Source organism: Acidovorax sp. (genome assembly GCF_046291265.1).
Classification (GTDB): Bacteria; Pseudomonadota; Gammaproteobacteria; order Burkholderiales; family Burkholderiaceae_C; genus Acidovorax.
On the sequence record NZ_JBKBTV010000073.1, the window covers coordinates 1 to 24,199 of the forward strand.

Consider the following 24,199-nt stretch of genomic DNA (forward strand, 5'->3'; position numbering starts at 1 on the left):
GAGAGGGGAGTTCTCACCGCCGCAGCGAGCAGCGGGGAGAGAGGGCCTTCCTGCCTCAGTTCGCGAACGCCGCAATGCCCGTCTGCGCCCGGCCCAAGATCAGCGCATGCACATCGTGCGTGCCTTCATACGTGTTCACCACTTCCAGGTTCACCAGGTGCCGCGCCACGCCAAATTCATCGCTGATGCCGTTGCCGCCCATCATGTCGCGCGCCAGGCGGGCAATGTCCAGCGCCTTGCCGCAGCTGTTGCGCTTGATGATGGAGGTGCCTTCCAAACTGGCGGTGCCCGCGTCCTTCATGCGGCCGAACTGCAGGCAGGCCTGCAGGCCGATGGCGATCTCGGTCTGCATGTCAGCCAGCTTCTTCTGGATGAGCTGGTTGGCTGCCAGCGGGCGGCCAAATTGCTTGCGGTCCAGCGTGTACTGGCGGGCGGTGTGCCAGCAGAACTCTGCAGCACCCAAGGCGCCCCAGGCGATGCCGTAGCGTGCGCTGTTCAGGCAGGTGAAGGGGCCCTTCAGGCCCTGCACTTCAGGAAACGCGTTTTCTTCCGGCACGAACACGTCGTCCATCACGATCTCGCCGGTGATCGAGGCGCGCAGGCCGACCTTGCCGTGAATGGCAGGAGCCGTCAGGCCCTTCATGCCCTTTTCCAGCACAAAGCCGCGGATGGGGCCCACGGCGCCGCCTTCGGACACTTCCTTGGCCCAGACGACGAACACGTCGGCCACGGGGCTGTTGGTGATCCACATCTTGCTGCCCTTGAGCTTGTAGCCGCCATCGACCTTGTAGGCGCGTGTGGCCATGCTGCCGGGGTCGGAGCCATGGTCGGGCTCGGTCAGGCCAAAGCAGCCGATCCACTCGCCGGTGGCGAGCTTGGGCAGGTACTTTTGCTTTTGCGCTTCGGTGCCGAACTCATGGATGGGCACCATCACCAGCGACGACTGCACGCTGGCCATGGAGCGGTAGCCCGAATCCACACGCTCCACCTCGCGGGCGATCAGGCCGTAGGCCACGTACGACAGGCCGGGGCCGCCGTACTGCTCGGGGATGGTGGGGCCCAAGAGGCCGACTTCGCCCATTTCGCGAAAGATGCTCACGTCCATCTTTTCGTGGCGGAAGGCGTCCAGCACGCGGGGCGCCAGCTTGTCCTGGCAGTAGGCGGCGGCAGCGTCGCGGATGGCGCGCTCGTCGTCCGTCAGTTGCTGGCTCAGGAGGAAAGGGTCATCCCATTGAAAAGCGACGTGGGCCATGTATGTCTCCAGGTGGAAAAAAAAGGGTGGCAACAAAGGTGTTCTGACGCGCATCGTAGGCCTCGCGCCAGCGTGCCGCAAGCGAGTTCTTTTCATCCAGATATGCATGGATGGAATGTATGAAATACTTTGCGCCAGATACCGCCTGCCAGGTGGCCCCCGTACAAGTTCCTCTTCATCATGCGCCGCAATATTCCATCGACCCAGGCCCTGGCCTGTTTTGAAGTCGCCGCCCGCCACGAGAGCTATACGCGCGCCGCGCAGGAGCTGTCGCTCACCCAAAGCGCCGTGTCGCGCCAGATCCAGGCGCTGGAGGAATTCCTGAGCGTGCAGCTGTTTCGCCGCACACGCCACGGCGTGGTGCTGACGCCCGCGGGCGCGCACTATGGCCGCCAGGTGGCGCGCTGGCTCCAGGGGCTGGAGCGCGACACGCTGGACGTGATGGCCCACCAGGGCGAAGGCGGCACCCTCACGCTGGCGGCAGTTCCCACGTTTGCCACACGCTGGTTGATCCCGCGCCTGCCCCAGCTGGCGCAGCTGCACCCGGACATCGTGGTGCACATCGACACGCAAACGCGGCCTTTCCTGTTTGCCGACACCACCTTTGATGCCGCCTTGTATGCGGGCACACCGGAGCAGGTGGCCAACTGGCCGGGCGTGCAGGCTCAGTTGCTGATGCACGAAGACGTGGTGCCCGTTTGCTCCCCCCGTCTGCTCGAATCCGCCGCGCCCCGGGGCCGGGGCCGTGCCCATCAGCCCGTGGCCGCCGAGGCGCTGGCCGACTTGCCCCTGCTGCAGCAAAGCACGCGCCCGTATGGCTGGCGCCAGTGGTTTGACGTCATGGGGGTGGATGCACCGCATGCGCTGGATGGTCCGCGCTACGAGTTGTTCTCCATGCTGGCCGTGGCCGCCACACACGGCATGGGTGTGGCGCTGATGCCGCCGTTGCTGATCGAGGCGGAGCTGGCCAGCGGCGAACTGGTGGTGGCGTGCGCCCGCCCGTTGCGGGGTGAGCGCGCCTACTACCTCATCAGCCCCGCACAAGCGCAGCCGCCTGTGCTGGCCGCGTTTGCACGGTGGCTGCAGGGCATGGCAGAGGCGGGCGCGAACGCATCGCCTTCGACCGTGGGGTGATCGATTGGGGGCGCTGTCGGAATGTGAGGGATGACGCGCTTGCGCCGGGTTGGGCACTGAACTAATCTGGTGGCGCGGAAGTCTGTCTTTCATCAACCCTTGTTCGAGAGCGACCCCATGACCACTTACCATGCTCCGCATTTCGACCCCACCGTGGACGAAATCGCAACCCTCAAACAACTCGAAATGGGCGAGGTCATCACGCTGCCCCACGCCCTTAAAGACCACGTTTCAGGTCGTTTGCTCGAATGGGGCTTTATCGCCAAAGGCAATGGCGGTGAGCTGGCCATCACGCCCAGTGGTCGCCAACTGATACGTCGACAGGACAACTGAGTTCAACTGCCATGGCGCCCTGGCGTTGCCGCGCTAAAGCGATGCAACGCTGCCGAGGGCCATGTCCGCACTGACTGCGCCGCTGGTGGGCGTGCTGCAAACCCTTGCACACTGGCTGGGGTATTGCGGGCGCAGCGCCCGGTTGAGCGTTGTTCGCTCTATCCTGCCGTTGGCCCGTCTAACATCCTTCCTTCACCAGGAGCCCCCGTGCGCGCATCGTCGTCTACCGTTCGCAAAGCGCTGTGTATCGCCACATTGGCGGCATGCAGCCTGCTATTGCAAGGCTGCAGCGCCGTCAAACTGGCCTACAACCAGGTTTCACACTTGGCCTATTGGCAGCTGAACAGCTACCTCGACCTTTCAGAAACCCAGACCGCGCGCGTGCGCGATGAACTGGGCGACCTGCACCAGTGGCACCGCGACACCATGCTGCCCCGGCATGCCGAGTTGCTGCAAAAAGTGCAGCAACAACTGCCATCCGCCATAGCACCGGACCAGGCTTGCCGCACGTACGATGCTCTGCGCATCCAGATCGATAAGGTCATCACCCAGGCCGAACCCAAGCTCGTCTGGCTGGCCTCCCAACTTACCGACGCCCAGATCAGCAACTTGCAGAAGAAGCAGGCCGACAGCAACGCCGACTGGAAAAAAGAATGGGTGGATGTGGCGCCGGACAAGCTGCGTGAGCAGCGCTTCAAACAACTCTCGTCCCGCGCAGAAACCTTCTACGGCAATCTGGAAGAGCCGCAAAAAGCGGCCTTGCGTACGTTTATCGCCCAGTCCTCGTTTGATCCGCAACGCACCTATGTCGAACGCTTGCGCCGCCAGAAAGATTTGGTGCAAGTGCTGCAAAAAATCGCCGAAGACCGCACGAATACCGACCAGGCCCGCACCCTGCTGCGGGGCTACCTCGACCGCTTCAACACATCGCCCGACGCAGCCCATCAACGCTATGCGCAAACGCTGGTGGAAGAAGGCTGCGAAGGCTTTTCGCAGGTGCACAACGCGATGACCGCGGCACAGCGGCTGAAAGCAGTGCAGTCGGTGAAGGGGTATGAACAAGACTTTCTGCTGCTGGCGGGTCGCTGATATTTGCAAATTGCTGTAAGCCGCTGCTGACGCGAACCCGAGACATCTGCCCGCGTTGATCGCCTGGACAGCGTTTTAGTATTTTTTACATGCAGAGCCATCCTGCTCTCCATATGAAACTACCTCAAGGAGTTGATATGAACACCGATCAGATCAAGGGCGCCGCCAAAGAAGTTGCTGGCAAGATTCAACAAAAAACCGGCGAAGTTTTCAACAGCCCTGAGCAGCAAGTCAAGGGTGCTGCAAAGCAGGTTGAAGGCAACGTACAAAAGAACTATGGCAACGCCAAGGAAGATATCAAAGACGCCGTCAAATAGATGACGCTGTGCGGCCCATTGCGCTGCACAAGAACTCTCAAAGCCCCGAAGGTTGTTGCTTCGGGGCTTTTGCTTTTGGTCGAATAAAAGCCGTTTTCGGAGGGGCTACTTTGGCAGATGCGAGCGCGGGTGGCGCTTTTATTGCGCAGGGTCCGTTGCGCCGCAAATTGCTGTCATGCTCAGAGCCCGTTTCTCTCTGGCCCTCTCAGGTATTTATATGCTCTTACGCCGTTGTTGCGCCTGGGCCATTGCGATGGCCTTGTCAGGTTCTGCCATTGCGCAGTCCACCAACAAGGTGGACAACAAACCGCCTTGCAGCGCAGAAAAGGCCGAAGTCGAAAGGCGCATGGAACTCGCTCGATCAAAGGGCCAGATGTTGCTTCGCCGACAGCTTGCAGACCAATTGGCTACTCTGGAATCGGGTTGCCAGTTACTCCCGGCAGACCAGGGTCGATTGGCAAATATTGAAAGGCTGGAAAAGGAAGTGCGAACACTCAAAGCCGCACTTGAGACTGCTGAGGAGCAACTGCGGCGGCTGAAAAGCGAGGGCGGCGGTTGATCTTGTGAAGCTTGTAGGAGCGCCTACACAAAGGCGCGGTGTCTTGGTTAATTAGCGCGCTGTTCAGGTCGGATGGGGCGTTTTTGCGGCCCCGGTTGTGGGGAGGATTCTGCGACAATCGCTTACTTAAAACAGATTGGGTAGGTAAGTGCCGTGCGAGTACCTTTCGCCGTGAAGGCGTGGGCTGCAATAGCACCGGGCCTGCAGAATCAAGAGCAATGGTCGCGTTGGGCCGAGGCGCCCGTGTGTCCTGTAGGGGTCACGGAGGTGGAGTTGTCACACGTCCCACCCATGGCACGTCGGCGATTTGGGCATCTGGCCAGGATGGCTGTATCTGTTGCCGACACCCTGTTGCCTCCTGCATTGGGCGCTGACATTCCGGTGGTCTGGGTTTCCCGCTATGGTGATGCAGAGAAGGCTCTGGCATTGCTGAGGTGCCAGGCGCAAGACGAACCCTTGTCTCCTACCGCGTTCGGGCTTTCGGTGCACAACGCTGTTGGCGCGCAGCACTCTATCTTGCGTGGCATGCACGCCAATGCCGTCTGTGTGGCGTCGTCGCATTGCGCGCCCGAGTCCGGAGTGGTCGAAGCCGTGGCGCTGCTGAATGAGGGTGCGCAGGAGGTGCTTATGGTCTGCTACGACGAGCCACTTCCAGACGACTACGCTTGCTTCCACGACGAACCCGCGGCCGAGTTCGCGTGGTCGGTGTTGCTCACACCTTTACATCCCGGAGAGTCCGGCTTTGTGCTGCAAACATTGGACGGTGGACTGCATGCTGATAGCAGCACTGCGGCTGTTGCCGGATTGCCCCATGGCCTGGACACCCTTCATTTTCTGATTCAGGCGGGGCGCGAGCGTCTTTTGCGCACCCATGCTTCGGGTCAGTGGATGTGGGAGCGCCTGCATGCTTGAAACGCTCAACCGCACTTGGCGCATCGTGGCCACAGCCTTCTGTTTCTCGGTATTCGGTGTTGGCGGGCTGTTGCTGCGGTGCTTGGTGTGCCCTTTGCTCACGCTGGTGGTGCGCGAGCCCGCGCGCCAGCAGCAACTGTCACAAGACATCATCCACCACTGCTTTCGCTGGTTTGTGGCGCTGATGAACGGGGTGGGCGTGATGTCGTATGAGGTGCACGGCCTGGAGCGCCTGCAGCGTCGGGGCCTGCTGATTCTGGCCAATCACCCCTCGCTGATCGACGTGGTGTTTTTGATCTCGTTCGTGCGCCATGCGGACTGCATCGTCAAGGCGGCGCTAGCCCACAATCCTTTCATGCGCGGGCCCATCCGCGCTGCGGGCTTTATCACCAATGGCGACGGGGCCGGTTTGCTAGAAGATTGTGTGAAATCGCTGCGGGCCGGCAACAACCTCATTGTCTTTCCCGAAGGCACGCGCACTCCGCTGCAGGGCAGCATCAAGCTGCAGCGTGGTGCGGCCCATGTGGCGGTGCGTGGCCGCATCGACATCACGCCGGTGCACATCCACAGCAGCCTGCCCATGTTGACCAAGGGCACGCCGTGGTGGAAGGTGCCCGTGCGCAAACCACACTTCACCATCGAGGTGCGGCCGGACATTGAGATCGATGGCTTTTGTGCCTCGGCTGCCAGCGAAGCCCTCGCTGCGCGCCATGTGACCGAGCACCTGTCCGAACAACTTTTCAAGGAGCCAGCCTGTGCTTCAACTTGAGCAAGAAATCAAAGAAATCATCATCTCCTCGCTTGCACTGGAAGACATTGCACCCGAGGACATCGACCCTGCAGCGCCACTGTTCGTGGAGGGTCTGGGCCTGGACTCGATCGACGCGCTGGAGCTGGGCCTGGCCCTGCAAAAGCGCTACGGCCTGAGCATGTCGGCCGACTCGGAGCAGACGCGCAAGCACTTTGGCAGCGTGCAGGCGCTGGCCGCCTTCGTGGCCGCCAGCCGCACGCACTGAAGCGGGCGGCATTCACGGAAACCTGACATGAACAAAGAAGCCATCTACGACCGCATCGTCGCCATCCTGCAGGAGACGTTTGAAATCGACGCCGCCCGCGTCACGCCCGAGGCCCGCCTGTACGACGACCTGGACATCGACAGCATCGACGCCGTGGACCTGATCGTGCAGCTCAAGCCCTGGGTGGGCAAGCGCCTGAACGCCGACGCCTTCAAGTCCGTGCGCACCGTGCAGGACGTGGTCGACGCGCTGCACCAGCTGGTGAACGACGCCACCCCGGCCGCCTGAGAAGGTCGGCGACCTGCCCGCCATGCACAAGCTCATGACCGCCGTACTGGTGGTGCTGACGGTGCTGTACCCGCTGGGCGTGTACCTGGCCATGGGCCGTGTGGCGCCCCAGTGGCTGGCCGTGCTGCTGGTGCTGCTGGCCATGGTGCGCGCCGTGGTCACGCGCCAGCGCTTCTGGTGGGCCGTGGCCTCGGGCGCAGCCGTGCTGGCCCTGGCCGCCTGGTGGCAGGGCGATGCGCTGGCCGTCAAGCTCTACCCGGTGCTGGTGAATGCCGTGCTGCTCGTCGTGTTCGCGGTGAGCCTGCGCCACCCGCCCACGGTGGTGGAGCGCCTGGCCCGCTTGACCGAGCCCGACCTGCCCCCATCGGGGGTGCGCTACACCCGCAAGGTGACCGCCGTGTGGTGCGTCTTCTTCGTGGCCAACGGCGCCGCAGCGGCCTATACCGCCGCCTTCAGCAGCGATGCCACCTGGGCGTTGTACAACGGGCTCATCGCCTATGTGCTGATGGGCTGCCTGATGGGCATTGAATGGTGTGTGCGCCAGTGGGTCAAGCGCCGTGGCGCGCTGGCATAAGGCAAAAGAACAGATGTTTCGTCCCTGTCCAACAACTCCAAGAATCAGGAATCGAGCAAGGTGAGTATGTTTACAGCATTGTCCGACGTGGCGCTGCCGCAGGCACGTGCGGCCGCGCATGGTGTGGCGGCCGCAGCCGGCGGGGGCACGGTATCGCACGCCGACTGGGTGGCGTCCGTACAGGGCTGGTGCGCCGCATTCCAGAAGGTGCAGGGCACCGAGGTGGGCCTGTATTTCGACGACCCGCTGCAGTTTGCCGCCGCCCTCTGGGGCGCCTGGCATGCGGGCAAGACCCCGGTGCTGGCCAGCGACCTGCAGCCGCACACCCTGGCGCACCTGCTGCCCCAGGTGCAGGCCACTGCCGGCCTGCTGCCGGGTGCCTTGCAGCCCGACGCAGCCGCGGCCCCGGCCGTGGTGCTGCAGCCCCTGTCGCTGCGCGCGGCGCAGGTGGTTCTGTTCACCTCGGGCTCCACGGGCGTGCCCGAGCGCATTGTCAAATACCTCTCGCAGCTCGATGCCGAGGTGCATGCGCTGCAGGCCGTGTTCGGCCCCATGACCGATGTGCCGGACCTGCGCACGCTGGCCACGGTGTCGCACCAGCATATCTACGGCCTGCTGTTCCGCGTGCTGTGGCCGCTGGCCGCAGGGCGGCACCTGGGCACCGAGTTCCTGCGCTACCCCGAAGAGCTGGTGGCGCAGCTGTCGCAACCTGGGCCTGCGCTGCTGGTCTCCAGCCCCGCCATGCTCAGCCGCCTGCCGGATGCGCTCGACTGGGCGGCGGCATCGCCGGGCCTGCGCGGCATCTTTTCATCGGGCGGGCCCTTGCCGCCCGAGGCCTCGGCGCACTGCCTGGCGCTGCTGGGCCATTCGCCCACCGAGGTGTTTGGCAGCTCCGAAACGGGCGGCATCGCCTGGCGGCGCAGGGCAGAGCAGGGCGATGCCTGGCAACCCCTGCCGGGCGTGCAGGTGCGCCTGGCCGACAGCGGCTGCCTCTCGGTGCGCTCGGGCCACCTGCCCGATGCGGCGGCCTGGTGGGAGACGGCCGACCGCGCGCTGCCGCAGAACGGCGGCGCCGGCTTTGTGCTGCAGGGCCGGGCCGACCGCATCGTGAAGATCGCCGAAAAGCGCGTCTCCCTGACCGCCATGGAAAACGCGCTGCTGGCCAGCGACTGGGTCATCGCTGCCCGGGCCGTGGTGCTCGAATCGCCCCCGGCCGCCGCCCGCATGGGCATGGTGCTGGAGCTCAGCGACGCCGGCTGGCAGGCCCTGCAGCAGCAGGGGCGCCGGCAGTTGGGCGCTGCGCTGCGCGCCCTTCTGGAGCCGCGCGTGGACCGCGTGGCCCTGCCGCGCAGCTGGCGCTATGTGCTGCGCCTGCCGCAGAACGCGCAGGGCAAGACCACGCAGCACGACCTGCTGGCGCTGTTCCGCCCGCTCATGCCGCAGCCGCTGTGGACGGAGCGCGGCGAGCTCCGGGCCACGGCCACGCTGCAGGTGGACCCCGGGCTGCGCGTGCTGGACGGGCATTTCCCCAGCGCCCCCATCGTGCCCGGCGTGGCGCAGCTGCACTGGGTGGTGACCCTGGGCGCGCAGGCCTTCGGCATCCCGGCGGCCTTTCTGCGGGCCGAGGTGGTCAAGTTCCAGCAGCCCATCCTGCCCGGCGACCGGGTCGAGGTGCAGCTGCAGTGGAACCCCGACAAGGGCAGTCTGCAGTTCACGCTGACCTCGGCACGCGGCCCGCATGCCAGCGGGCGACTGGTGCAAGGGGCCGTTGCATGACCGCGCCGGTGTTCCACCCTGTAGCCATCATCCCCGTCTACAACCACCCCACCACCATCGCCCGCATGGTGCAGGGCGTGCTCGGTGCGGGCCTGCACTGCATCCTGGTCGACGATGGCTCCGAGCCCGGCTGCGCCGCCGTGCTCGATGCCCTGGCCGTGCAGCTCGGCACGCAGGTCACGCTGCTGTGCCTGCCCGAGAACCAGGGCAAGGGCGGCGCCGTGATGACCGGCATGCGCCATGCGCTGGCGGCGGGCCACAGCCACGCCCTGCAGATCGACGCCGATGGCCAGCACGCCGTGGCCGACATTCCCGCCTTCATCGCACTGGCCCGCGCCCGGCCCGAGGCCATGGTCTGCGGCGCGCCGCGCTACGACGCCAGCGTGCCCAAGGCGCGCCTGTACGGCCGCTATGCCACGCATGTGTGGGTGTGGATCAACACCTTGTCGCTGGACATCGAGGACTCGATGTGCGGCTTTCGCGTCTACCCACTGCGCGACGCCATCGGCGTGATGGACGGCGCGCGCATCGGCAGGCACATGGAGTTCGACACCGAGATCCTCGTGCGTATGCACTGGAAGGGCGTGCCCTTCGTCACCCAGCGCACGGCCGTGACCTATCCGCAGGATGGCCTCTCGCACTTTCGCGTGTGGCGCGACAACTTACTCATCTCGGGCATGCACACGCGGCTGTTCGGCGGCATGCTGCTGCGAAGCCCCCTGCTGCTGGCGCGCAAGCTCGTGGGGCGGCGCCGTACCGGGCACGCAGCATGACGGCACCGGCGCCCGACGCCAAGGCTGCTGCCGCAGCGGCCAATGCGCCGCATTGGGCGCAGATGGGCGAGAACACCTTCGTCGCAGGCATGTGGCTGCTGTACCAGGTGCACCGGTTTTTGGGGCGCTGGCCCTTCCTGCTGTGCCTGTACCCCATCGTCGCCTACTACTGGCTGGCCAGCCCGGTGGCGCGCCGCTCGTCGCTGCAGTACCTGCAGCGCATGCAGGCGGCCCACGGCCTGTGGCCCCACATGCCGGGTTGGCGCCAAAGCCAGCGGCACTTTCGCATGTTTGCAGAGGTGATCCTCGACAAGCTGCTGGCCCTCACCGGCCGCTACCGCTTCGACCGCGTGGTCTTCACGGGGCGCGAGCAGTTCAGTGCGCTGCTCCAGCAGCAGGGCCGGGGCGCCGTGGTTGTGACCGCGCACATGGGCTGCATCGAGCTGTGCCGGGCCATTGCCGAGCGGCACTCGGGCCTGCGCCTGAGCATTCTGGTGCACACGGCCCACGCAGAGCGCTTCAACCGCGTGCTGCAGCGCCTGGCGCCCGACAGCGGCGTGCAGCTGCTGCAGGTGACCGAGTTCAACGCCGCCACGGCCATGATGCTCGGCGAGCGCGTGGCGCGCGGCGAGCTCATCGCCATTGCCGGCGACCGCGTGCCCGTGCGCGAGGGCCGCGTCACGCATGCCACCTTCCTCGGGCACCAGGCGCCGTTTCCCTGCGGTCCCTACGTGCTGGCCTCGGTGCTCGAATGCCCGCTGTACTTCATGGGCTGCGTGCACGACGGCGCAGGCTACGCGGTTGAGTTCGTGCCGCTGGCCGAGCGCGTGCTGCTGCCGCGTGCCCGGCGCGAGCAGGCGCTGGCAGGGTACGCCAGCCTGTTCGCCCAGCAGCTCGAACGCATGCTGCGCAGGGCGCCATACGACTGGTTCAATTTTTTCCCCTTCTGGGATCAGGCCGCGCCCGCGCGCCCGGTCCCCGCTGCATGATTGCCTGCATGACCCCATTTTTCACGCCCGCCCGGAGGCTGCCGCATGTCCACTGAGAAAGAGCTGGCCTCGCGCGCGCGGCTCAGCCATGAGATCGAGATCACGCCCGCGTTCTACGACATCGACGTGATGGAGATCGTCTACCACGGCCACTACGTGCGCTTTCTCGAACTGGCGCGCAGCGCGCTGCTCGCCAAATTCGACTACGACTACCCGCGCATGCGCGAATCGGGTTACGGCTGGCCCGTGGTGGACATGCGCCTCAAGTACGTGCGCCCGGCCACCTTCGGCCAAGTGCTCAAGGTGCGCGCCACCATCACCGAGTGGGAGAACCGCCTGCGCATCGACTACCTGATCAGCGACGCCGCCACGGGCCAGAAGGTCAACAGCGCCCACACCATCCAGGTGGCGGTGGACATGCAGACCCGTGCCATGTGCTTCGTCTGCCCGCCGGTGCTGTGGCAGCGCCTGGGGGTGGCGCCATGAGCTTCATTGCCTGGACAAAAAGAACCGCGCTGGTGGCTGCAGTGTGCGCCCTGGCGCTGTCGGCTACGGCCCAGACTGCTCCCCCAGCGGCGCCCGCTGCGCAGGACCTGCTGGCCCAGGTGCGCCAGCGCGTACACGACGCTCCCGTGGTGCGCGGCGGCTTCGAGCAGCTCAAGACCGTCAAGGGCTTCAAGCAGCCTCTGCGCTCGGGCGGCGACTTCATCGTGGCGCGCGGCAAGGGCATCGTCTGGCATGTGCTGCGGCCCTTCGAGTCGACCCTGGTGGTGCGGCCCGACAGCCTGCAGTCGCGCGGCAGCGACGGCAAGCTCACCACGCAGATGCGCGCGCAGGACGAGCCCGTGCTGCGCACCGTCAACGCCATGCTGTTCGCCGTGATGTCAGCCAACCTGGCAGAGCTGGCCCAGCACTTCGAGGTGACCGGGCAGGTGGCCGCCAAGGGCTGGTCGCTGCACCTGGTGCCGCGCGACCCCACGCTGGCCCAGTGGCTGGCCTCGGTGGAACTGCAGGGTAACCAGTTCGTGCAGGAGGTGAAGCTGCAGGAGGCGCGCGGTGACGCCAGCGTGATCCGCATTCTCACGCCGGTGGCCGAGAACGCGCTGCGCCCGCAGGACGCGGCGCAGTTCGAATGACCGCGCACACCCCGGTGCAGGACGCACCCCCCGGCTGGCTCTGGCGCACGGCCGCGCTGGCCTGGCTGCTGGTGGTCATCGCCGTGGGCGTGTACCAGTGGCAGTTCTGGAAGCACGACGGCATCGACACCGATGTGATGGCCCTGCTGCCCGTGAACGAGCAGGCGCCCGACGTGGCCCTGGCCACCGAGCAACTGGTGGGCCAGATGTCGCGCCAGGTGGTGGTGCTGCTGGGGGCGGGCGAGTGGGCCGATGCGCGCGCCGCCGTGCAGGTGTTGCGCCAGTCCCTGGCCACCGGGGCCGGTGCGCGCCTGCGCGAAGACCCCGTCGCGCAAAAGACCTCCATGGAGGCCGCGCTCGGCTTCTACCAGCCCTGGCGCGAGCGCCTGCTCACGCCTGCGCAGCGCGGCATGCTGGCCGGCACGCCCGATGCCGCGCTGGTGCAAAAGGCGCTGCAGGACCTGTACCAGCCCGCCGTGCAGGCCCGCCTGTCCGATTGGGTGAGCGACCCCCTGGGGCTGTGGACCCAGTGGTGGACGGCGCGCGGCGCGCAAAGCCAGGCCCGTCCGCGCGATGGCGAGCTGTGGGTGGCGGCCGACGGCCAGCAGTGGGCGGTGCTGCAGTTCACGCTGGAGGGCTCGGCCTTTCGCCTGTCCGGCGAGCCGGTGCTCGATGGGGCCTTGCAGGCAGCGCTGGCCCAGGTGCGCGCTAAGTGGCCCGGTGCCCGCATGGTCACCGCCGGCGTGCCCCTGCATGCCGAGGCGGCCGCGGTGCAGGCCAACTGGGAGATCAACACCATCGGCTGGGGCTCGCTGGCCGGTGTGCTGCTGCTGGCCTGGCTGGCGTTTCGCTCGCTGCGGCCGGTGGCGCTGGTGGGGGTGTCGCTGCTGGTGGGCTGCGCGGTGGCGCTGTCGGTCACGGCGCTGTTCTTCGGGCAGGTACACCTCTTGACCCTGGTGTTCGGCGCCAGCCTGGTGGGTGTGGCCGAGGACTACGGCATCCACTACTTCGCCAGCCGCCAGGGCGCGCCCGGGCGCAGCCCGCATGGGCTCATGCGCGCTCTGATGCCGGCGCTGTGGCTGGCCCTGGGCACCAGCGCCATCGCCTACCTGGCGCTGGGCGCGGCGGCCTTCCCGGGCCTGCGCCAGATGGCGGTGTTCTCGGTGGTGGGGCTCACGGCGGCCATGCTCACCGTGGTCTGCTGGTTCCCCTGGCTCGACCGGGGCAGCATGCCGCACAGCCCTGTGGCCCAGCGCATCGGCCAGACGCTGATGGCCTGGCCGCGCTGGCGCCAGGCGCTGCCCGGCTCGGTGGCGGTGTGCGTGGCCATGGCGCTGCTCTTGTGGCTGCTGGGTGGCCTGCGCGCGCAGGACGACGTGCGCCAGCTGCAGAACGCATCCCCATCGCTCGTGGCCCAGCAGCGCCAGGTGGGCGAGATCCTGGGCCTGCCCAGCCCGGCGCAGTTCTACCTGGTGCAGGGCAGCACGCCCGAGCAGGTGCTGCAGCGCGAAGAAGAACTCAAGGACCGGCTCGACGCCCTCGTGGCGCGCCAGCTGCTGGTGGGCTACAGCGCGGTATCGGACTGGGTGCCATCGGCCCGGCGCCAGGACAGCGATGCCCAACTGGTGGCCCATGCACAGGAGGCCGTGTTCAAGGGCGTGAATGCCGCGCTGGGCGAAAGCTTTGCCCGGCCCGCCACGCCGCCGCCCGCGCCGCTCACGGTGCAGGCCTGGCTGGCGCAGCCCATCTCGACCGCCGCGCGACCCCTGTGGCTGGGCGAACGCGAGGGCCGCTACCGCAGCCTGCTCATGCTGCGCGGCGTGACGGACCTCGCATCGCTGCCCGCGCTGGCCGGTGCCGCCCAGGGCCTTGAAGGCGTGGCCTGGGTCGACAAGCCGGCCGAGATATCCGCCCTGCTGCAGCGCTACCGCATCTCCATGACCGAGCTGCTGCTGCTGGGCCACGTGCTGGTGCTGGCCGCGCTGTGGCTGCGCTTTGGCCGCAAGGCCTGGCGCGCCTGGATGCCCACCGTGCTCGCCAGCCTGGTGGTGGTGGGCGTGCTCACCGCCTTTGGCGCGCCCTGGCAGCTGTTCAACGTGCTGGCGCTGATGCTGCTGCTGGGCGTGGGCATCGACTACGGTATCTTCCTGCAGGAGCATGAGGACGACCCCCATGCCTGGCTGGCGGTGGTCATCGGCGCGGGCAGCACCTGGCTCTCGTTCGGGCTGCTGGGCCTGTCGGCCACGCCGGCACTCAAGGCCTTTGGCCTCACACTCATGCTGGGCCTGCCGCTGGTGCTGGTGCTGGCGCCGCTGTTTCGCAGCGCCACGAACAACAAGGAATTTTGATGCAACAACGCCGCATGGAACAGACCGAGGTGCTGATCGTGGGCGCGGGCCCCTCGGGCGCGGTGGCCGCCGGCCTGCTGCGCAAGCAGGGCCGCCAGGTGCTGGTGCTGGAGAAGGAGACCTTTCCGCGCTTCTCGATCGGCGAGAGCCTGCTGCCCCAAAGCATGGCCTACATCGAAGAGGCCGGCATGCTGCAGGACGTGGTGGAAGCGGGCTTCCAGTACAAGAACGGCGCGGCCTTCGCCAAGGGCGATCTGCGCACCGACTTCGACTTTCGCGACAAGTTCTCGCCCGGCTGGGGCACCACCTACCAGGTGCAGCGCGGCCACTTCGACAAGGTGCTGGCCGATGCCGCCGAAAAGGCCGGCGCCGAGCTGCGCTACCGCCACACGGTGACGGCGGTGGACGTGTCGGGCGAGCAGCCCGAGGTGTCCGTCACCTCGCCCGAGGGCGAGGAGTACACCGTGCGCGCGCGCTTCCTGCTCGACGCCAGCGGTTTTGCGCGCATCCTGCCACGCATGCTGCAGCTCGAGCGCCCGTCGGACTTCCCCGTGCGCGGGGCACTGTTCACGCACATCGAAGACGGCATCGCCCATGGCGACATGGACCGCAGCAAGATCCTGATCTCGGTACACCCGGTACACCATGGGGTGTGGTTCTGGACCATCCCCTTCTCCGGCGGCCGCTGCTCGCAGGGCGTGGTGGCCACGCCCGAGTTCCTGGCGCGCTACGAGGGCAGCGAGGTCGAGCGCCTGCGCGCCATCATCGCCGAGACCCCGAGCCTGGCGCATGTGCTGCGCAACGCCGTGTGGGACACGCCGGGCCGCTCCATCACCGGCTATGCGGCCAACGTCACCTCGCTGTGGGGCAAGGGCTTTGCGCTGCTGGGCAACGCGGGCGAGTTTCTGGACCCGGTGTTCTCCAGCGGCGTGACCATCGCCGTCACCTCGGCCAGCCTGGCCGCGCGCTGCATTGATCGCGCCTGGCGCGGCGAGGTGGTGGACTGGCAGCAGGACTATGCCGTGCCGCTGCAGGCGGGGGTGAACACCTTCCGCGCCTTCGTGCAGGGTTGGTACGACGGGGGCTTCCAGGACGTGATTTTCAGCACGCAGCACAGCCCCGAGATTCGCCGCATGATCGCTTCCATCCTGGCGGGCTATGCCTGGGACAAGAAAAACCCTTACGTGGCTGAGCCGCAGCGGCGCCTGCAGGTGCTGGGCGAGCTGTGCCGCATGCAACCGCAACAGCCAGGGACCGTACCCGCATGAGCATCACGCCAGCCGCTTTCAGATCGCCCCGGGCGGCCGCAGTGCTGGGCATGCTGATGCTTGCAGGCTGCGCATCCCCTGGCGACGCACCGAGTGCTGGGCGCGCGCCGCTGCTGGCCCTGTCGCCTGCGGCCCTGGGCTGCTCGGCCGCCGTGCAGCAGCGCCTCACGGTGCAGCCGCCCGGCAGGCCCCAGCAGCAGCTCGAAGCTTTGCTCGAAGTGGATGCCCAGGCCGTGCGCCTGGCCTTCTTCGTGATGGGGCAGGGCATGGGCACCATGGTGTGGGATGGGCAGCAGTGGGACAAGCAGCTCTCGCGCCACTGGCCCGCGCAGTTGGCGCCCGAGCAGGTGCTCAGCGACCTGCAGCTCGCCTTCTGGCCTGCGCAGGCGGTGCAGCAGGCGTTTCAGGCGCCGTGGAGCGTAGAGGCTTCCAGCACGGGCCGCCGTTTGATGCGCGATGGACGCGAGCATGTGCGCGTGCAGTTCGTCGGCACCTCTGCCGTAGAGATCATTTACCCGCAGGGACCGTTCAGTCTGCGCGTCGAGTCGCCCGGCGGCTCCAACCTGTGCGCCCCGGCGCAGGAGCCCGCGTGATGGCCCGCCCGCATGTCTACCTGAACGCCGCGTCGGCCTGCAGCGCCCTGGGGCTGGACGCGGCTGGAATGCGCGCCAACCTGTTCGCCGCCACCGACCCGCAGACCCTGCATTGGAGCGACCGCTATTCCCCCGGCCGGGTGCTGCCCCTGGGCTGCCTGCCCGATGGCACGGTGCTGCCCGCGCTGGAATTTGCACCGCCACACCAGCGTTCGCGTAACAACGCGCTGGCCTGGAGCGCCATGCAGGGCCTGCAAGGCCTGGTAGCACAGGCCATCACCCGCTGGGGCCCCGCGCGGGTAGCCCTGGTGGTAGGCACCAGTACGGGTGGCATGGACGAGGGTGAGGCGGCTGCAAGGCACCTGTGCCAGGAAGGCCGGTTCCCCTTGGGCTTCGAGTACCCCGTGCAGGAGATGGGCAACGTTGCCGAGTTCCTGGCGCAGCACCTGGGCATTCGGGGGCCTGCGCACACCATCTCCACGGCATGTTCCTCGGGGGGCAAAGCCCTCGCATCGGCGGGGCGGCTGCTGCAGGCAGGGATGGTCGATGCGGTGGTGGCTGGCGGCGTGGATGCACTGGGCCGCTTTACCGTGGGCGGCTTCAGCGCGCTGGAGGCTGTGTCGGCCGAGCGCTGCAACCCGTTGTCGGCAAACCGCAAGGGCATCAATCTGGGCGAGGCGGCGGCCTTCTTTGTGCTGAGCCGCGAGCCCGGCCCGGTGCGCCTGGCAGGCTGGGGCGAGACCCAGGACGCGCACCACATGTCCGCGCCCGACCCCTCCGGCCAGGGCGCTGTGGCGGCCACGCAGCAGGCGCTGGTGCGCGCGGGCATGCAGCCAGCGGCGGTTGACTATGTCAACCTGCACGGCACCGCCACACCGCACAACGATGCGATGGAGAGCAGGGCGGTAGACGCAGTGTTTGGTCTGAATGTCGCTGTAAGTTCTACCAAGCCGCTCACCGGTCATGCCTTGGCTGCCGCTGGCGCGCTGGAGGCCGTGGTGGCCTGGCATGTGCTGCAGGACAATCCCCTGGGCGTACTGCCCGTGCATTGGTGGGACGGTGTCGCTGACCCCGGCATACCAGCCCTGGCCGCCGTCGCACCCGGCATGCAACTGGGACGCGCCGTGCGTGCGGTGATCAGCAATTCCTTTGCCTTCGGTGGCAGCAACAGCAGCCTGCTGTTTGAGGCTGCGTGAATGTTTGAGCCATGATGAGCCATGATTTTTTGTCGATAGAGAACTATGTGCCCCACCGTGGCGCCATGCTGCTTGTGGACCGCCTGCTGGCCGCGCACGATGACGGCGCGGTGGCCGAGGTCACTGTGCCGCGCGATGGGCTCTTTCTGCACGATGCCGGCATGCCTTCCTGGGTGGGTATTGAGTACATGGCCCAGACGGTGGCCGCTTGGGCCGGTTGGCGCGCCCTGCAGAAGGGGCAGGCGGTGCAGATCGGCTTTTTGCTGGGCTCGCGCAAGTACGAGGCGGCGCAGGCTTTCTTCGCGCCCGGCACGTGCCTCACGGTCAGCGTGCACCGCGAGCTGATGGGTGACAACGGCCTGGGTATGTTCGATTGCCGAATCCACGACGCTGATGAGACCCCATTGGCCACCGCTCGCATTGCTGTCTTTGAACCAGAGGACGGGCGCGCCTACATTTCCCCTTCGCCATCAGCAAGCCTGTGAGCTGGCAGATGGACACGCACTCCAAAGTACAACCACATCACAGGCAGATCGACACCAAGAATGACTGAGCCGACGAAGACACCACCACCACTCACCACCACCACCATTTTGGTGACGGGCTCCAGCCGGGGCATTGGCCGTGCCATCGCGTTGCGCCTGGCCCAGGCTGGCCACGACATCGTGGTGCACTGCCGAAGTGGCCTGGACCAGGCGCACAGCGCCGTGGCAGAGATCGAGGCCCTCGGGCGCCATGCGCGTGTGCTCCAGTTCGACGTGGCCGACCGCGCCGCCTGTGCTGCGGCTCTCGATGCCGACATCGATGCCCACGGCGCCTATTACGGCGTGGTGTGCAACGCTGGCATCGCCATGGACAACGCTTTCCCTGCCATGACCGGCGACGAGTGGGACCGCGTGGTGCACACCAACCTCGATGCGTTCTACAACGTTCTGCACCCCGTCGTCATGCCCATGGTGCGCCGGCGCAAGCCGGGGCGCATCGTCACACTGGCATCGGTTTCGGCCCTTATGGGCAACCGCGGGCAGACCAACTACAGCGCGGCCAAGGCCGGTGTGATCGGCGCTACCAAGTCCCTTGCCATCGAGCTGGCCAAGCGCAACATCACCGTCAACTGCGTGGCTCCGGGCCTGATCGACACCGAGATGGTGAGCCAAGAGGTGCTGGAGCACGCGCTGGAGATGATCCCCATGCGCCGCATGGGCACCGTGGACGAGGTCGCAGGCGTGGTTGCCTTCCTCATGGGCGCCGAGGCGTCGTACGTCACGCGCCAGGTCATTTCAGTCAATGGGGGGATGGTCGGATGAGCATTTCCACAACATCCAAACGCCGGGTGGTAGTCACCGGCATCGGCGCCTTGAGTCCCCTGGGTAACGACTGGGCCACAGTGCGCAGCCAACTGCTCAGCGGACGCAACGTGATCCGCGTGATGCACGAGTGGGAGGGCTACGATGGCCTGAGCACCCAACTGGGCTGCACCGTGCCGCCCTTCGAGCTGCCCGCGCACTACAACCGCAAGACCATGCGAAGCATGGGCCGCGTGGCTCTGATGGCGACCCGTGCCACCGAGATCGCGCTGGAGCACGCAGGCCTGCTGGGCGACCCCTTCGTCAAGAGCGGCCACATGGGCGTGTCCTACGGCTCGTCGGCCGGCACCCCGGCCGCCATCGGTGACTTCGGCCGCATGATGGCCGAGAAGAGCACTGAGGGCATCAACGCCAACACCTACATCAAGATGATGTCGCACACGGCGCCGGTCAACATGGGCGTGTTCTTCGGCACCACGGGCCGCATCATCACCACGTCCAGCGCCTGCACCTCCGGTAGCCAAGGCATTGGCTACGCGTTCGAAGCCATTCAAAGCGGCAAGCAACTGGCCATGCTGGCCGGTGGCGCCGAAGAGCTAGACGCCACGCAGGCCGCCGTGTTCGACACCCTGTTCGCCACCAGCACGAAGAACGACACGCCCGAGCTCACCCCACGCCCCTTCGATGTGGCCCGCGACGGCCTGGTGCTGGGCGAGGGCGCCTGCACCTTTGTGCTCGAAGAGCTGGAACATGCGAAGGCGCGCGGCGCCCGCATCGTGGCCGAGATCGTCGGTTTTGCCACCAATTCCGACGGTACCCACGTCACCCACCCGAACCCGGTCACCATGGCCCAGGCCATGCGCATGGCCCTGGCCGACGCCGGTTTGCCACCCGAGGCGATTGGCTACATCAATGCCCACGGCACGGCCACGGATCAGGGCGACATCGCCGAATCCCATGCCACGCACTCCGTGTTTGGCAGCACCGTGCCCATCAGCACGCTCAAGGGCTACATGGGCCACACCCTGGGCGCGTGTGGCGCGCTGGAGGCTTGGATGACGCTGGAGATGATGCGCGAAGGCTGGTTCGCCCAGAACGCCAACCTCACCGAGCCCGACCCCCGCTGCGGCGCGGTGGACTACATCATGGGCGAGGCACGCCAGCTGCATACCGACGTGGTGATGAGCAATAACTTTGCGTTCGGCGGCATCAATACGTCCCTAATATTTAAACGGTGGAGCGAATAAAGAATGAAGACTTTGAAAGCAATGGTCTGGGGCCGCGGTCCCGTAGTCGCCGCGGTTATCGCGCTGTCTTTGCAGAGTGGCGCGGCCCTTGCCCGCACAGCAGACCTGTACGACGCACCCAAGGTTCTCTCGGTGTCGGCGACCCCGCTCGAAGCGACGCAAACGCGTGACCGCATCGTTGCCGGTGGGCAGGCGCTGGGATGGGCTGTGGCCCGCGAAGAGCCGGGGCTGGTGGAATTGAGCTTCGACAAGCAAGGCAAACACCAGGTGACGGTTGCCGTGCGCTACGACCAGACGGGCTACAAAATCGACTACGTGACCAGCTTCAATCTGAACTATGAGGAGCTGGGCGGCGTGCGCAAGATCCACCCCAACTACAACCGCTGGGTGCTGAACCTCATCAAGCGGATCGGGCCGATTTGAGTCTTGAGTCCAAGGAAGAATCCTTGCCAATCCCCCTATCAAGGTATTGCTCAGAGGCGAGGTAACACCCATGAAAAAGCATCTGTCTTTGGCGCTGACAGCGCTTTGTGCGGCCACCATCGCCCATGCACGCAATGATGTGCTGACGCTGCCTCTGGATGAGGTTGTGCGGATGGGCGTAGAGCAGGGCAAGCTAGACGGCAGCGTCAAGTTCTACCTCTCGGGCGCCAAAACGCCCAAGGTCAGCGCTCGCCTGGGCGAAGACGTGTCCAACAAAAAGACCAACGGCGTTGGCAAGGACGACGCCTTCGGTTGCAAATGGGCAGCCTTGTCCGCGTTGATTGCCTTCCAGGAGTCGGCCAAGCGAAATGGCGCCAACGCCGTGGTAGACCTGCACAGCTATTACAGGCGCAACACCGTCAAGAATCCGGTCACCTACCAATGTCATGCGGGCAACATCGTGATCGGCGTGACCTTCAAGGGAACGTACGCCCGTACCGGCGGTTGAGGGCGCGCGTGAGCAACCCGTACGGCCGACGAAACCCTGCGGCATGCTGACCAGAACAAGTCGACGATGACAGCAACAACAATCACTCTCCGCAGCAGGAGAACCAAGGAAAAGAATCATGAAGAAGACGCACCAATGGGTTTTGGCGCTGACCTTGCTGCCAACCTTGCCCATGCTCGCGATAAGGTGCAATTGCAACCGCTGGAGGAGGCTGTGCGCCTGGGGCTCAAGGAGGGCAAGCTCGACGGCAGCGTGAAGTTTTACCTCTCGGGTGCGACCACGCCCGAAATGGCAGCCCCCAGTCTGGGTCAAGAACATGTGAACCGCCGCACAACATCAGGCGGCAAAGACCCTGTATTTGCATGCCACTGGGCTGCATTGTCCGGCTTGATCACCCTGCAGGAGAACGCCAAGAAACACGGCGCCAACGCCGTGGTCGACCTGCACAGCTTTTACAAAGAAAAAACATTCAAGGACCCGGTGAACTTTGAATGCTATTCGGGCAACTTCCTGACAGGCGTGACGCTGAAGGGCACTTACGCCCGCACCGCACAGTGAGGTGAATCCAACGCCCGACACCCAAGTCCCTGCGGCAGCTCTCGCTATGCCCCGGTTGCTGGTGGCAGCACAGGCCGCGCTATGGGCTCATGCCCGGCAACTGGCACCGGGCTGGCTTTCTGAAGACGAGCAGGCGCGTCTGGCCACCATGCAGCATCAGCAAAGGCGCCGAGAGTTTGTGGCCTGCCGCTACGCTTTGCGCAGCCTGCTGGCGCAGTCCACCACAACCCCCGTGGAACACTGGAGGCTGGACGCCCCAGAGGACAGGGCGCCGGGGCTGAATGCGCACCACCATGGCATGTCTGCAGCCGCCTTGATGCACCTGTCCCTTTCACACAGTAAGACGTTCATCGCCTGTGGCCTGGCAACGCAGCCAGTGGGCGTGGATATAGAGATACAAAGTGTCCGATCCTCCAGGCGGGACGTGCTCGCACTGACCACCCTGGCCTGCTCCCCCCACGAGATACAACAATTGCGTGCAACCGATTGCGAACTGTCGCGGCAGCGCATGTTTGTGCAATGGTGGAGCCTGAAGGAGGCGTACTTCAAATGTATCGGGACGGGTGTAGATTTTTCGTACATCCAGCGCATCGAATGTCGCCGCGCAGCCAACGCCTCGGCGTCACCTCTCGCGCACGCCCAATCGTGGTCAGGCAAAACCCAGCATGGCCGTGACGCAGTCCTTTCGGCATGTACCCTTGAACGCAATACACAGCCGTATGAACTTTGTGGCGACGAGGACATCGAGTGGCATGGGGACAGCGATTGGGTGTTGGTGGAGTGTTGATCGACCGCTACCGCCAGATATTGAAGAAGCACCCGGAATAGCAGCTCGGAAAAAATGGAAAACCTATGAATCAACCTTCTGCCCATGTCGAACTGATCGCCACTTTCAAAAGGGCGCAAGCCGATGCCGCCCACAAGCAAGGGCTGATCAAAGCGGTTGCCGCCAAAGGCCCCAAGGCCATCCAGGCGGCTGTCGATACGGCAGCCAAAGCAGCGAAGCGCAGGGATTCTTATGCCGAAAAGCTTGCGGCGCTGGGTGTGGTTCTCAAGGATTGAGTGGGACAGGACGATGCCATTTGCTTCACCGAGAAGGTATGGGTTTGCGTGTGCGCGGGAGTAGCCGGTGTTGAACATAAAAACGCCACCCAAAGGTGGCTGGCCGTAGAGTTTTACCTACTCAGTTCACATCCTGGGCGGCTGGCCTACTGGATCTGAGCCTTCATCCTCCACTTCACCCACGTTCTCCGGCCCAGACTGCGGAAGCTGCGGCTGAGGTGGAAGGGTCGGCGCCTCGGTGCTCGGTGGAAGATCGCCAGGCGGCAGTGGAAATGTCTCAGGGACTCGGTGGGCGGGATGTTCGTTTGGGTCTGTGGACATGGTGTACTCCTTGGGGGAAAGAGTCCATTGAGCACTGCGCCGTTTTCCGCCGCCGTAGGAGATGAGCCCAAAAAGGAGACCGCACGGGGCGGGCTGCAAAAGGGAGTTGTCGGCTGTGTTCAGTAGCCGACCATGTGACGGTATCTGGTAAGTATGGGCCGTGTTGACCACTTTGGCTTTGTCTGGATCAAACGCATCCTCTAAACTCGAAATGATATTTATTCTTATGAAAGTGCGGAGATGAATTTGAGAAGCGCTGGTGTGGGCGTGATTTTTTTCCTGGCAGCAAACATGGCTCAGGCCGTCTACAACATCAACATCGATCAAGTTGGCCCTGATGTCGTGATGAGTGGCTCGGGCTCGATAGTCATCAGCCCCGCTCTATCGTCTGGCAGTATTGGACCGTGTCTTCTTGGCGGCGATGGTTTGATCTACACAAACGCTCTCTGTATTGGCACGGATATAGATGGAGATCGGTATTTGGGAGTGCTAACGCCGGGCATTTCGCTGCCCTCAGCAGTGGCGAGCTTCGGCTCAAGCTCTTTTGGGCCGAATGTTTTCCTTCTCGGAAATGATCTCTACCTCCCGCCTACCTATGCCTCCGGGTCACCGCTGGTCAATCAATCTACTTATGCTGGCACGACATTGGCCGCCCTCGGTCTCACCGTGGGAACCCAGACGTTGTTCGTCCCATCCGGCGACGAGATCGTGATCAACATCGGCCTTGCTCCTCCCGCGGCTCCCGCAACTCCAGCCAGCATCCCCACCCTCGGCGAGTACGCCTTACTCGGCATGTCGTCGTTGCTGGCGATGTTGGGCATCGCCGCCGTCAGTCGCAAGCGGGGCTAAATCCTCGCGACTCTGGGCAGGGGTGGCGCCCCTTAGTGTGGCTCTGTTCTGAGGCGCCGCTGCCTATGGCGGCACCCTTGGGGGTATCAGGGCCATGTACCCCCACTTTTCGGAAATGCCCCCCCAAAATGTACCCCCACGTACCCCCGGATTCCGGCACACTTCGGCGCGCATCTGCGCGCTAGTCCAAGCCACTTCCCATAGGGAAAAAGAAAAAGGCCGCACGGTTGTGGAACCGTACGGCCTTATCTGTGGTGCCCGGGGCCGGAATCGAACCGGCACGCCTTGCGGCGGGGGATTTTGAGTCCCCTGCGTCTACCAATTTCACCACCCGGGCTGGAATTCGTGAAGCCCCAAATTATGGCACAGTA

Annotated in this window: 29 protein-coding genes and 1 tRNA gene; 28 read left to right on the forward strand and 2 right to left on the reverse strand. The window is 65.3% G+C overall.

Features of this window, described 5'->3' with window-relative positions; all coding sequences use genetic code 11:
• Window positions 1–55: 55 nt before the first annotated feature.
• Entirely contained in the window at window positions 56–1,252 is a 1,197-nt protein-coding gene (locus tag ACK41V_RS20390) for an acyl-CoA dehydrogenase (RefSeq protein ID WP_409785045.1), read from the reverse strand.
• A 180-nt stretch (window positions 1,253–1,432) separates the two neighbouring features.
• On the opposite strand from ACK41V_RS20390, the gene ACK41V_RS20395 reads away from it, so the two are divergent.
• The 28 genes from ACK41V_RS20395 to ACK41V_RS20530 all read left to right on the forward strand — a co-directional run bounded on the left by ACK41V_RS20395 (window position 1,433) and on the right by ACK41V_RS20530 (window position 23,828).
• Window positions 1,433–2,386 carry a LysR family transcriptional regulator gene (locus ACK41V_RS20395; protein WP_409785047.1) on the forward strand — a complete coding sequence of 318 codons (954 nt, stop codon included), beginning with the start codon at window positions 1,433–1,435 and terminating at the stop codon, window positions 2,384–2,386.
• Window positions 2,387–2,503: 117 nt separating this feature from the next.
• A complete protein-coding gene (locus ACK41V_RS20400; protein ID WP_409785049.1) occupies window positions 2,504–2,719 on the forward strand; it encodes a hypothetical protein in 216 nt (71 codons plus the stop codon).
• A 207-nt stretch (window positions 2,720–2,926) separates the two neighbouring features.
• Window positions 2,927–3,808, forward strand: coding sequence for a DUF6279 family lipoprotein (locus ACK41V_RS20405; RefSeq protein WP_409785051.1), 882 nt, complete (start codon window positions 2,927–2,929; stop codon window positions 3,806–3,808).
• A gap of 137 nt (window positions 3,809–3,945) precedes the next feature.
• On the forward strand, window positions 3,946–4,125 hold the full coding sequence (locus ACK41V_RS20410; RefSeq protein ID WP_409785053.1) for a CsbD family protein: 180 nt from the start codon (window positions 3,946–3,948) through the stop codon (window positions 4,123–4,125).
• Window positions 4,126–4,300: 175 nt separating this feature from the next.
• On the forward strand, window positions 4,301–4,684 hold the full coding sequence (locus ACK41V_RS20415) for a DUF1090 family protein (protein WP_409785054.1): 384 nt from the start codon (window positions 4,301–4,303) through the stop codon (window positions 4,682–4,684).
• Between the two features lie 171 nt (window positions 4,685–4,855).
• Window positions 4,856–5,596: a beta-ketoacyl synthase chain length factor gene (locus ACK41V_RS20420; protein ID WP_409785092.1), complete on the forward strand. Its 741-nt coding sequence runs from the start codon at window positions 4,856–4,858 to the stop codon at window positions 5,594–5,596.
• Complete coding sequence (locus ACK41V_RS20425) at window positions 5,589–6,365, forward strand: lysophospholipid acyltransferase family protein (protein ID WP_409785055.1); 777 nt, start codon at window positions 5,589–5,591, stop codon at window positions 6,363–6,365. Before ACK41V_RS20420 ends, ACK41V_RS20425 begins: the two co-directional genes overlap by 8 nt.
• Window positions 6,352–6,612: a phosphopantetheine-binding protein gene (locus ACK41V_RS20430; protein ID WP_007855388.1), complete on the forward strand. Its 261-nt coding sequence runs from the start codon at window positions 6,352–6,354 to the stop codon at window positions 6,610–6,612. Before ACK41V_RS20425 ends, ACK41V_RS20430 begins: the two co-directional genes overlap by 14 nt.
• Before the next feature lie 27 nt (window positions 6,613–6,639).
• Window positions 6,640–6,900, forward strand: coding sequence for an acyl carrier protein (locus ACK41V_RS20435; protein WP_110533437.1), 261 nt, complete (start codon window positions 6,640–6,642; stop codon window positions 6,898–6,900).
• Window positions 6,901–6,922: 22 nt separating this feature from the next.
• Complete coding sequence (locus ACK41V_RS20440) at window positions 6,923–7,474, forward strand: hypothetical protein (protein ID WP_409785057.1); 552 nt, start codon at window positions 6,923–6,925, stop codon at window positions 7,472–7,474.
• Window positions 7,475–7,540: 66 nt separating this feature from the next.
• Window positions 7,541–9,250 carry an AMP-binding protein gene (locus ACK41V_RS20445; RefSeq protein ID WP_409785059.1) on the forward strand — a complete coding sequence of 570 codons (1,710 nt, stop codon included), beginning with the start codon at window positions 7,541–7,543 and terminating at the stop codon, window positions 9,248–9,250.
• Entirely contained in the window at window positions 9,247–10,023 is a 777-nt protein-coding gene (locus tag ACK41V_RS20450; RefSeq protein ID WP_409785060.1) for a glycosyltransferase family 2 protein, read from the forward strand. The genes ACK41V_RS20445 and ACK41V_RS20450 overlap by 4 nt, the downstream gene beginning before the upstream one ends.
• Complete coding sequence (locus tag ACK41V_RS20455) at window positions 10,020–11,012, forward strand: acyltransferase (RefSeq protein WP_409785062.1); 993 nt, start codon at window positions 10,020–10,022, stop codon at window positions 11,010–11,012. The genes ACK41V_RS20450 and ACK41V_RS20455 overlap by 4 nt, the downstream gene beginning before the upstream one ends.
• A 45-nt stretch (window positions 11,013–11,057) precedes the next feature.
• Complete coding sequence (locus ACK41V_RS20460; protein WP_409785064.1) at window positions 11,058–11,498, forward strand: acyl-CoA thioesterase; 441 nt, start codon at window positions 11,058–11,060, stop codon at window positions 11,496–11,498.
• Window positions 11,495–12,148 carry an outer membrane lipoprotein carrier protein LolA gene (locus ACK41V_RS20465; RefSeq protein ID WP_409785066.1) on the forward strand — a complete coding sequence of 218 codons (654 nt, stop codon included), beginning with the start codon at window positions 11,495–11,497 and terminating at the stop codon, window positions 12,146–12,148. The genes ACK41V_RS20460 and ACK41V_RS20465 overlap by 4 nt, the downstream gene beginning before the upstream one ends.
• Entirely contained in the window at window positions 12,145–14,496 is a 2,352-nt protein-coding gene (locus tag ACK41V_RS20470) for an MMPL family transporter (RefSeq protein WP_409785068.1), read from the forward strand. The genes ACK41V_RS20465 and ACK41V_RS20470 overlap by 4 nt, the downstream gene beginning before the upstream one ends.
• A complete protein-coding gene (locus ACK41V_RS20475) occupies window positions 14,496–15,764 on the forward strand; it encodes an NAD(P)/FAD-dependent oxidoreductase (RefSeq protein WP_409785069.1) in 1,269 nt (422 codons plus the stop codon). Before ACK41V_RS20470 ends, ACK41V_RS20475 begins: the two co-directional genes overlap by 1 nt.
• Complete coding sequence (locus tag ACK41V_RS20480; RefSeq protein WP_409785070.1) at window positions 15,761–16,357, forward strand: DUF3261 domain-containing protein; 597 nt, start codon at window positions 15,761–15,763, stop codon at window positions 16,355–16,357. The genes ACK41V_RS20475 and ACK41V_RS20480 overlap by 4 nt, the downstream gene beginning before the upstream one ends.
• Window positions 16,357–17,553: a beta-ketoacyl-ACP synthase gene (locus tag ACK41V_RS20485; RefSeq protein WP_409785072.1), complete on the forward strand. Its 1,197-nt coding sequence runs from the start codon at window positions 16,357–16,359 to the stop codon at window positions 17,551–17,553. The genes ACK41V_RS20480 and ACK41V_RS20485 overlap by 1 nt, the downstream gene beginning before the upstream one ends.
• 14 nt (window positions 17,554–17,567) lie before the next feature.
• The gene (locus ACK41V_RS20490) at window positions 17,568–18,038 is read left to right on the forward strand and encodes a hypothetical protein (protein ID WP_409785074.1); all 471 of its coding nucleotides are present in this window, start codon (window positions 17,568–17,570) and stop codon (window positions 18,036–18,038) included.
• Between the two features lie 60 nt (window positions 18,039–18,098).
• Window positions 18,099–18,860, forward strand: coding sequence for a 3-ketoacyl-ACP reductase FabG2 (locus tag ACK41V_RS20495; RefSeq protein WP_409785076.1), 762 nt, complete (start codon window positions 18,099–18,101; stop codon window positions 18,858–18,860).
• Window positions 18,857–20,107 (forward strand): beta-ketoacyl-ACP synthase, encoded by a 1,251-nt coding sequence (locus ACK41V_RS20500; protein ID WP_409785078.1) that lies wholly within the window; start codon window positions 18,857–18,859, stop codon window positions 20,105–20,107. Before ACK41V_RS20495 ends, ACK41V_RS20500 begins: the two co-directional genes overlap by 4 nt.
• A gap of 3 nt (window positions 20,108–20,110) precedes the next feature.
• Window positions 20,111–20,530 (forward strand): hypothetical protein, encoded by a 420-nt coding sequence (locus tag ACK41V_RS20505; protein WP_409785080.1) that lies wholly within the window; start codon window positions 20,111–20,113, stop codon window positions 20,528–20,530.
• A gap of 70 nt (window positions 20,531–20,600) precedes the next feature.
• On the forward strand, window positions 20,601–21,038 hold the full coding sequence (locus tag ACK41V_RS20510; RefSeq protein WP_409785082.1) for an excinuclease ATPase subunit: 438 nt from the start codon (window positions 20,601–20,603) through the stop codon (window positions 21,036–21,038).
• A gap of 135 nt (window positions 21,039–21,173) precedes the next feature.
• Window positions 21,174–21,596 carry an excinuclease ATPase subunit gene (locus ACK41V_RS20515; protein WP_409785084.1) on the forward strand — a complete coding sequence of 141 codons (423 nt, stop codon included), beginning with the start codon at window positions 21,174–21,176 and terminating at the stop codon, window positions 21,594–21,596.
• A gap of 46 nt (window positions 21,597–21,642) precedes the next feature.
• Window positions 21,643–22,383: a 4'-phosphopantetheinyl transferase family protein gene (locus tag ACK41V_RS20520; RefSeq protein WP_409785086.1), complete on the forward strand. Its 741-nt coding sequence runs from the start codon at window positions 21,643–21,645 to the stop codon at window positions 22,381–22,383.
• Window positions 22,384–22,448: 65 nt separating this feature from the next.
• Window positions 22,449–22,658, forward strand: a complete 210-nt coding sequence (locus ACK41V_RS20525; protein ID WP_409785088.1) for a hypothetical protein — start codon at window positions 22,449–22,451, stop codon at window positions 22,656–22,658.
• A 561-nt stretch (window positions 22,659–23,219) separates the two neighbouring features.
• Complete coding sequence (locus ACK41V_RS20530) at window positions 23,220–23,828, forward strand: IPTL-CTERM sorting domain-containing protein (RefSeq protein ID WP_409785090.1); 609 nt, start codon at window positions 23,220–23,222, stop codon at window positions 23,826–23,828.
• A gap of 252 nt (window positions 23,829–24,080) precedes the next feature.
• On the opposite strand, the gene ACK41V_RS20535 is transcribed toward ACK41V_RS20530, so the two are convergent.
• Window positions 24,081–24,165 (reverse strand) — tRNA-Leu (locus ACK41V_RS20535).
• Window positions 24,166–24,199: the final 34 nt, after the last annotated feature.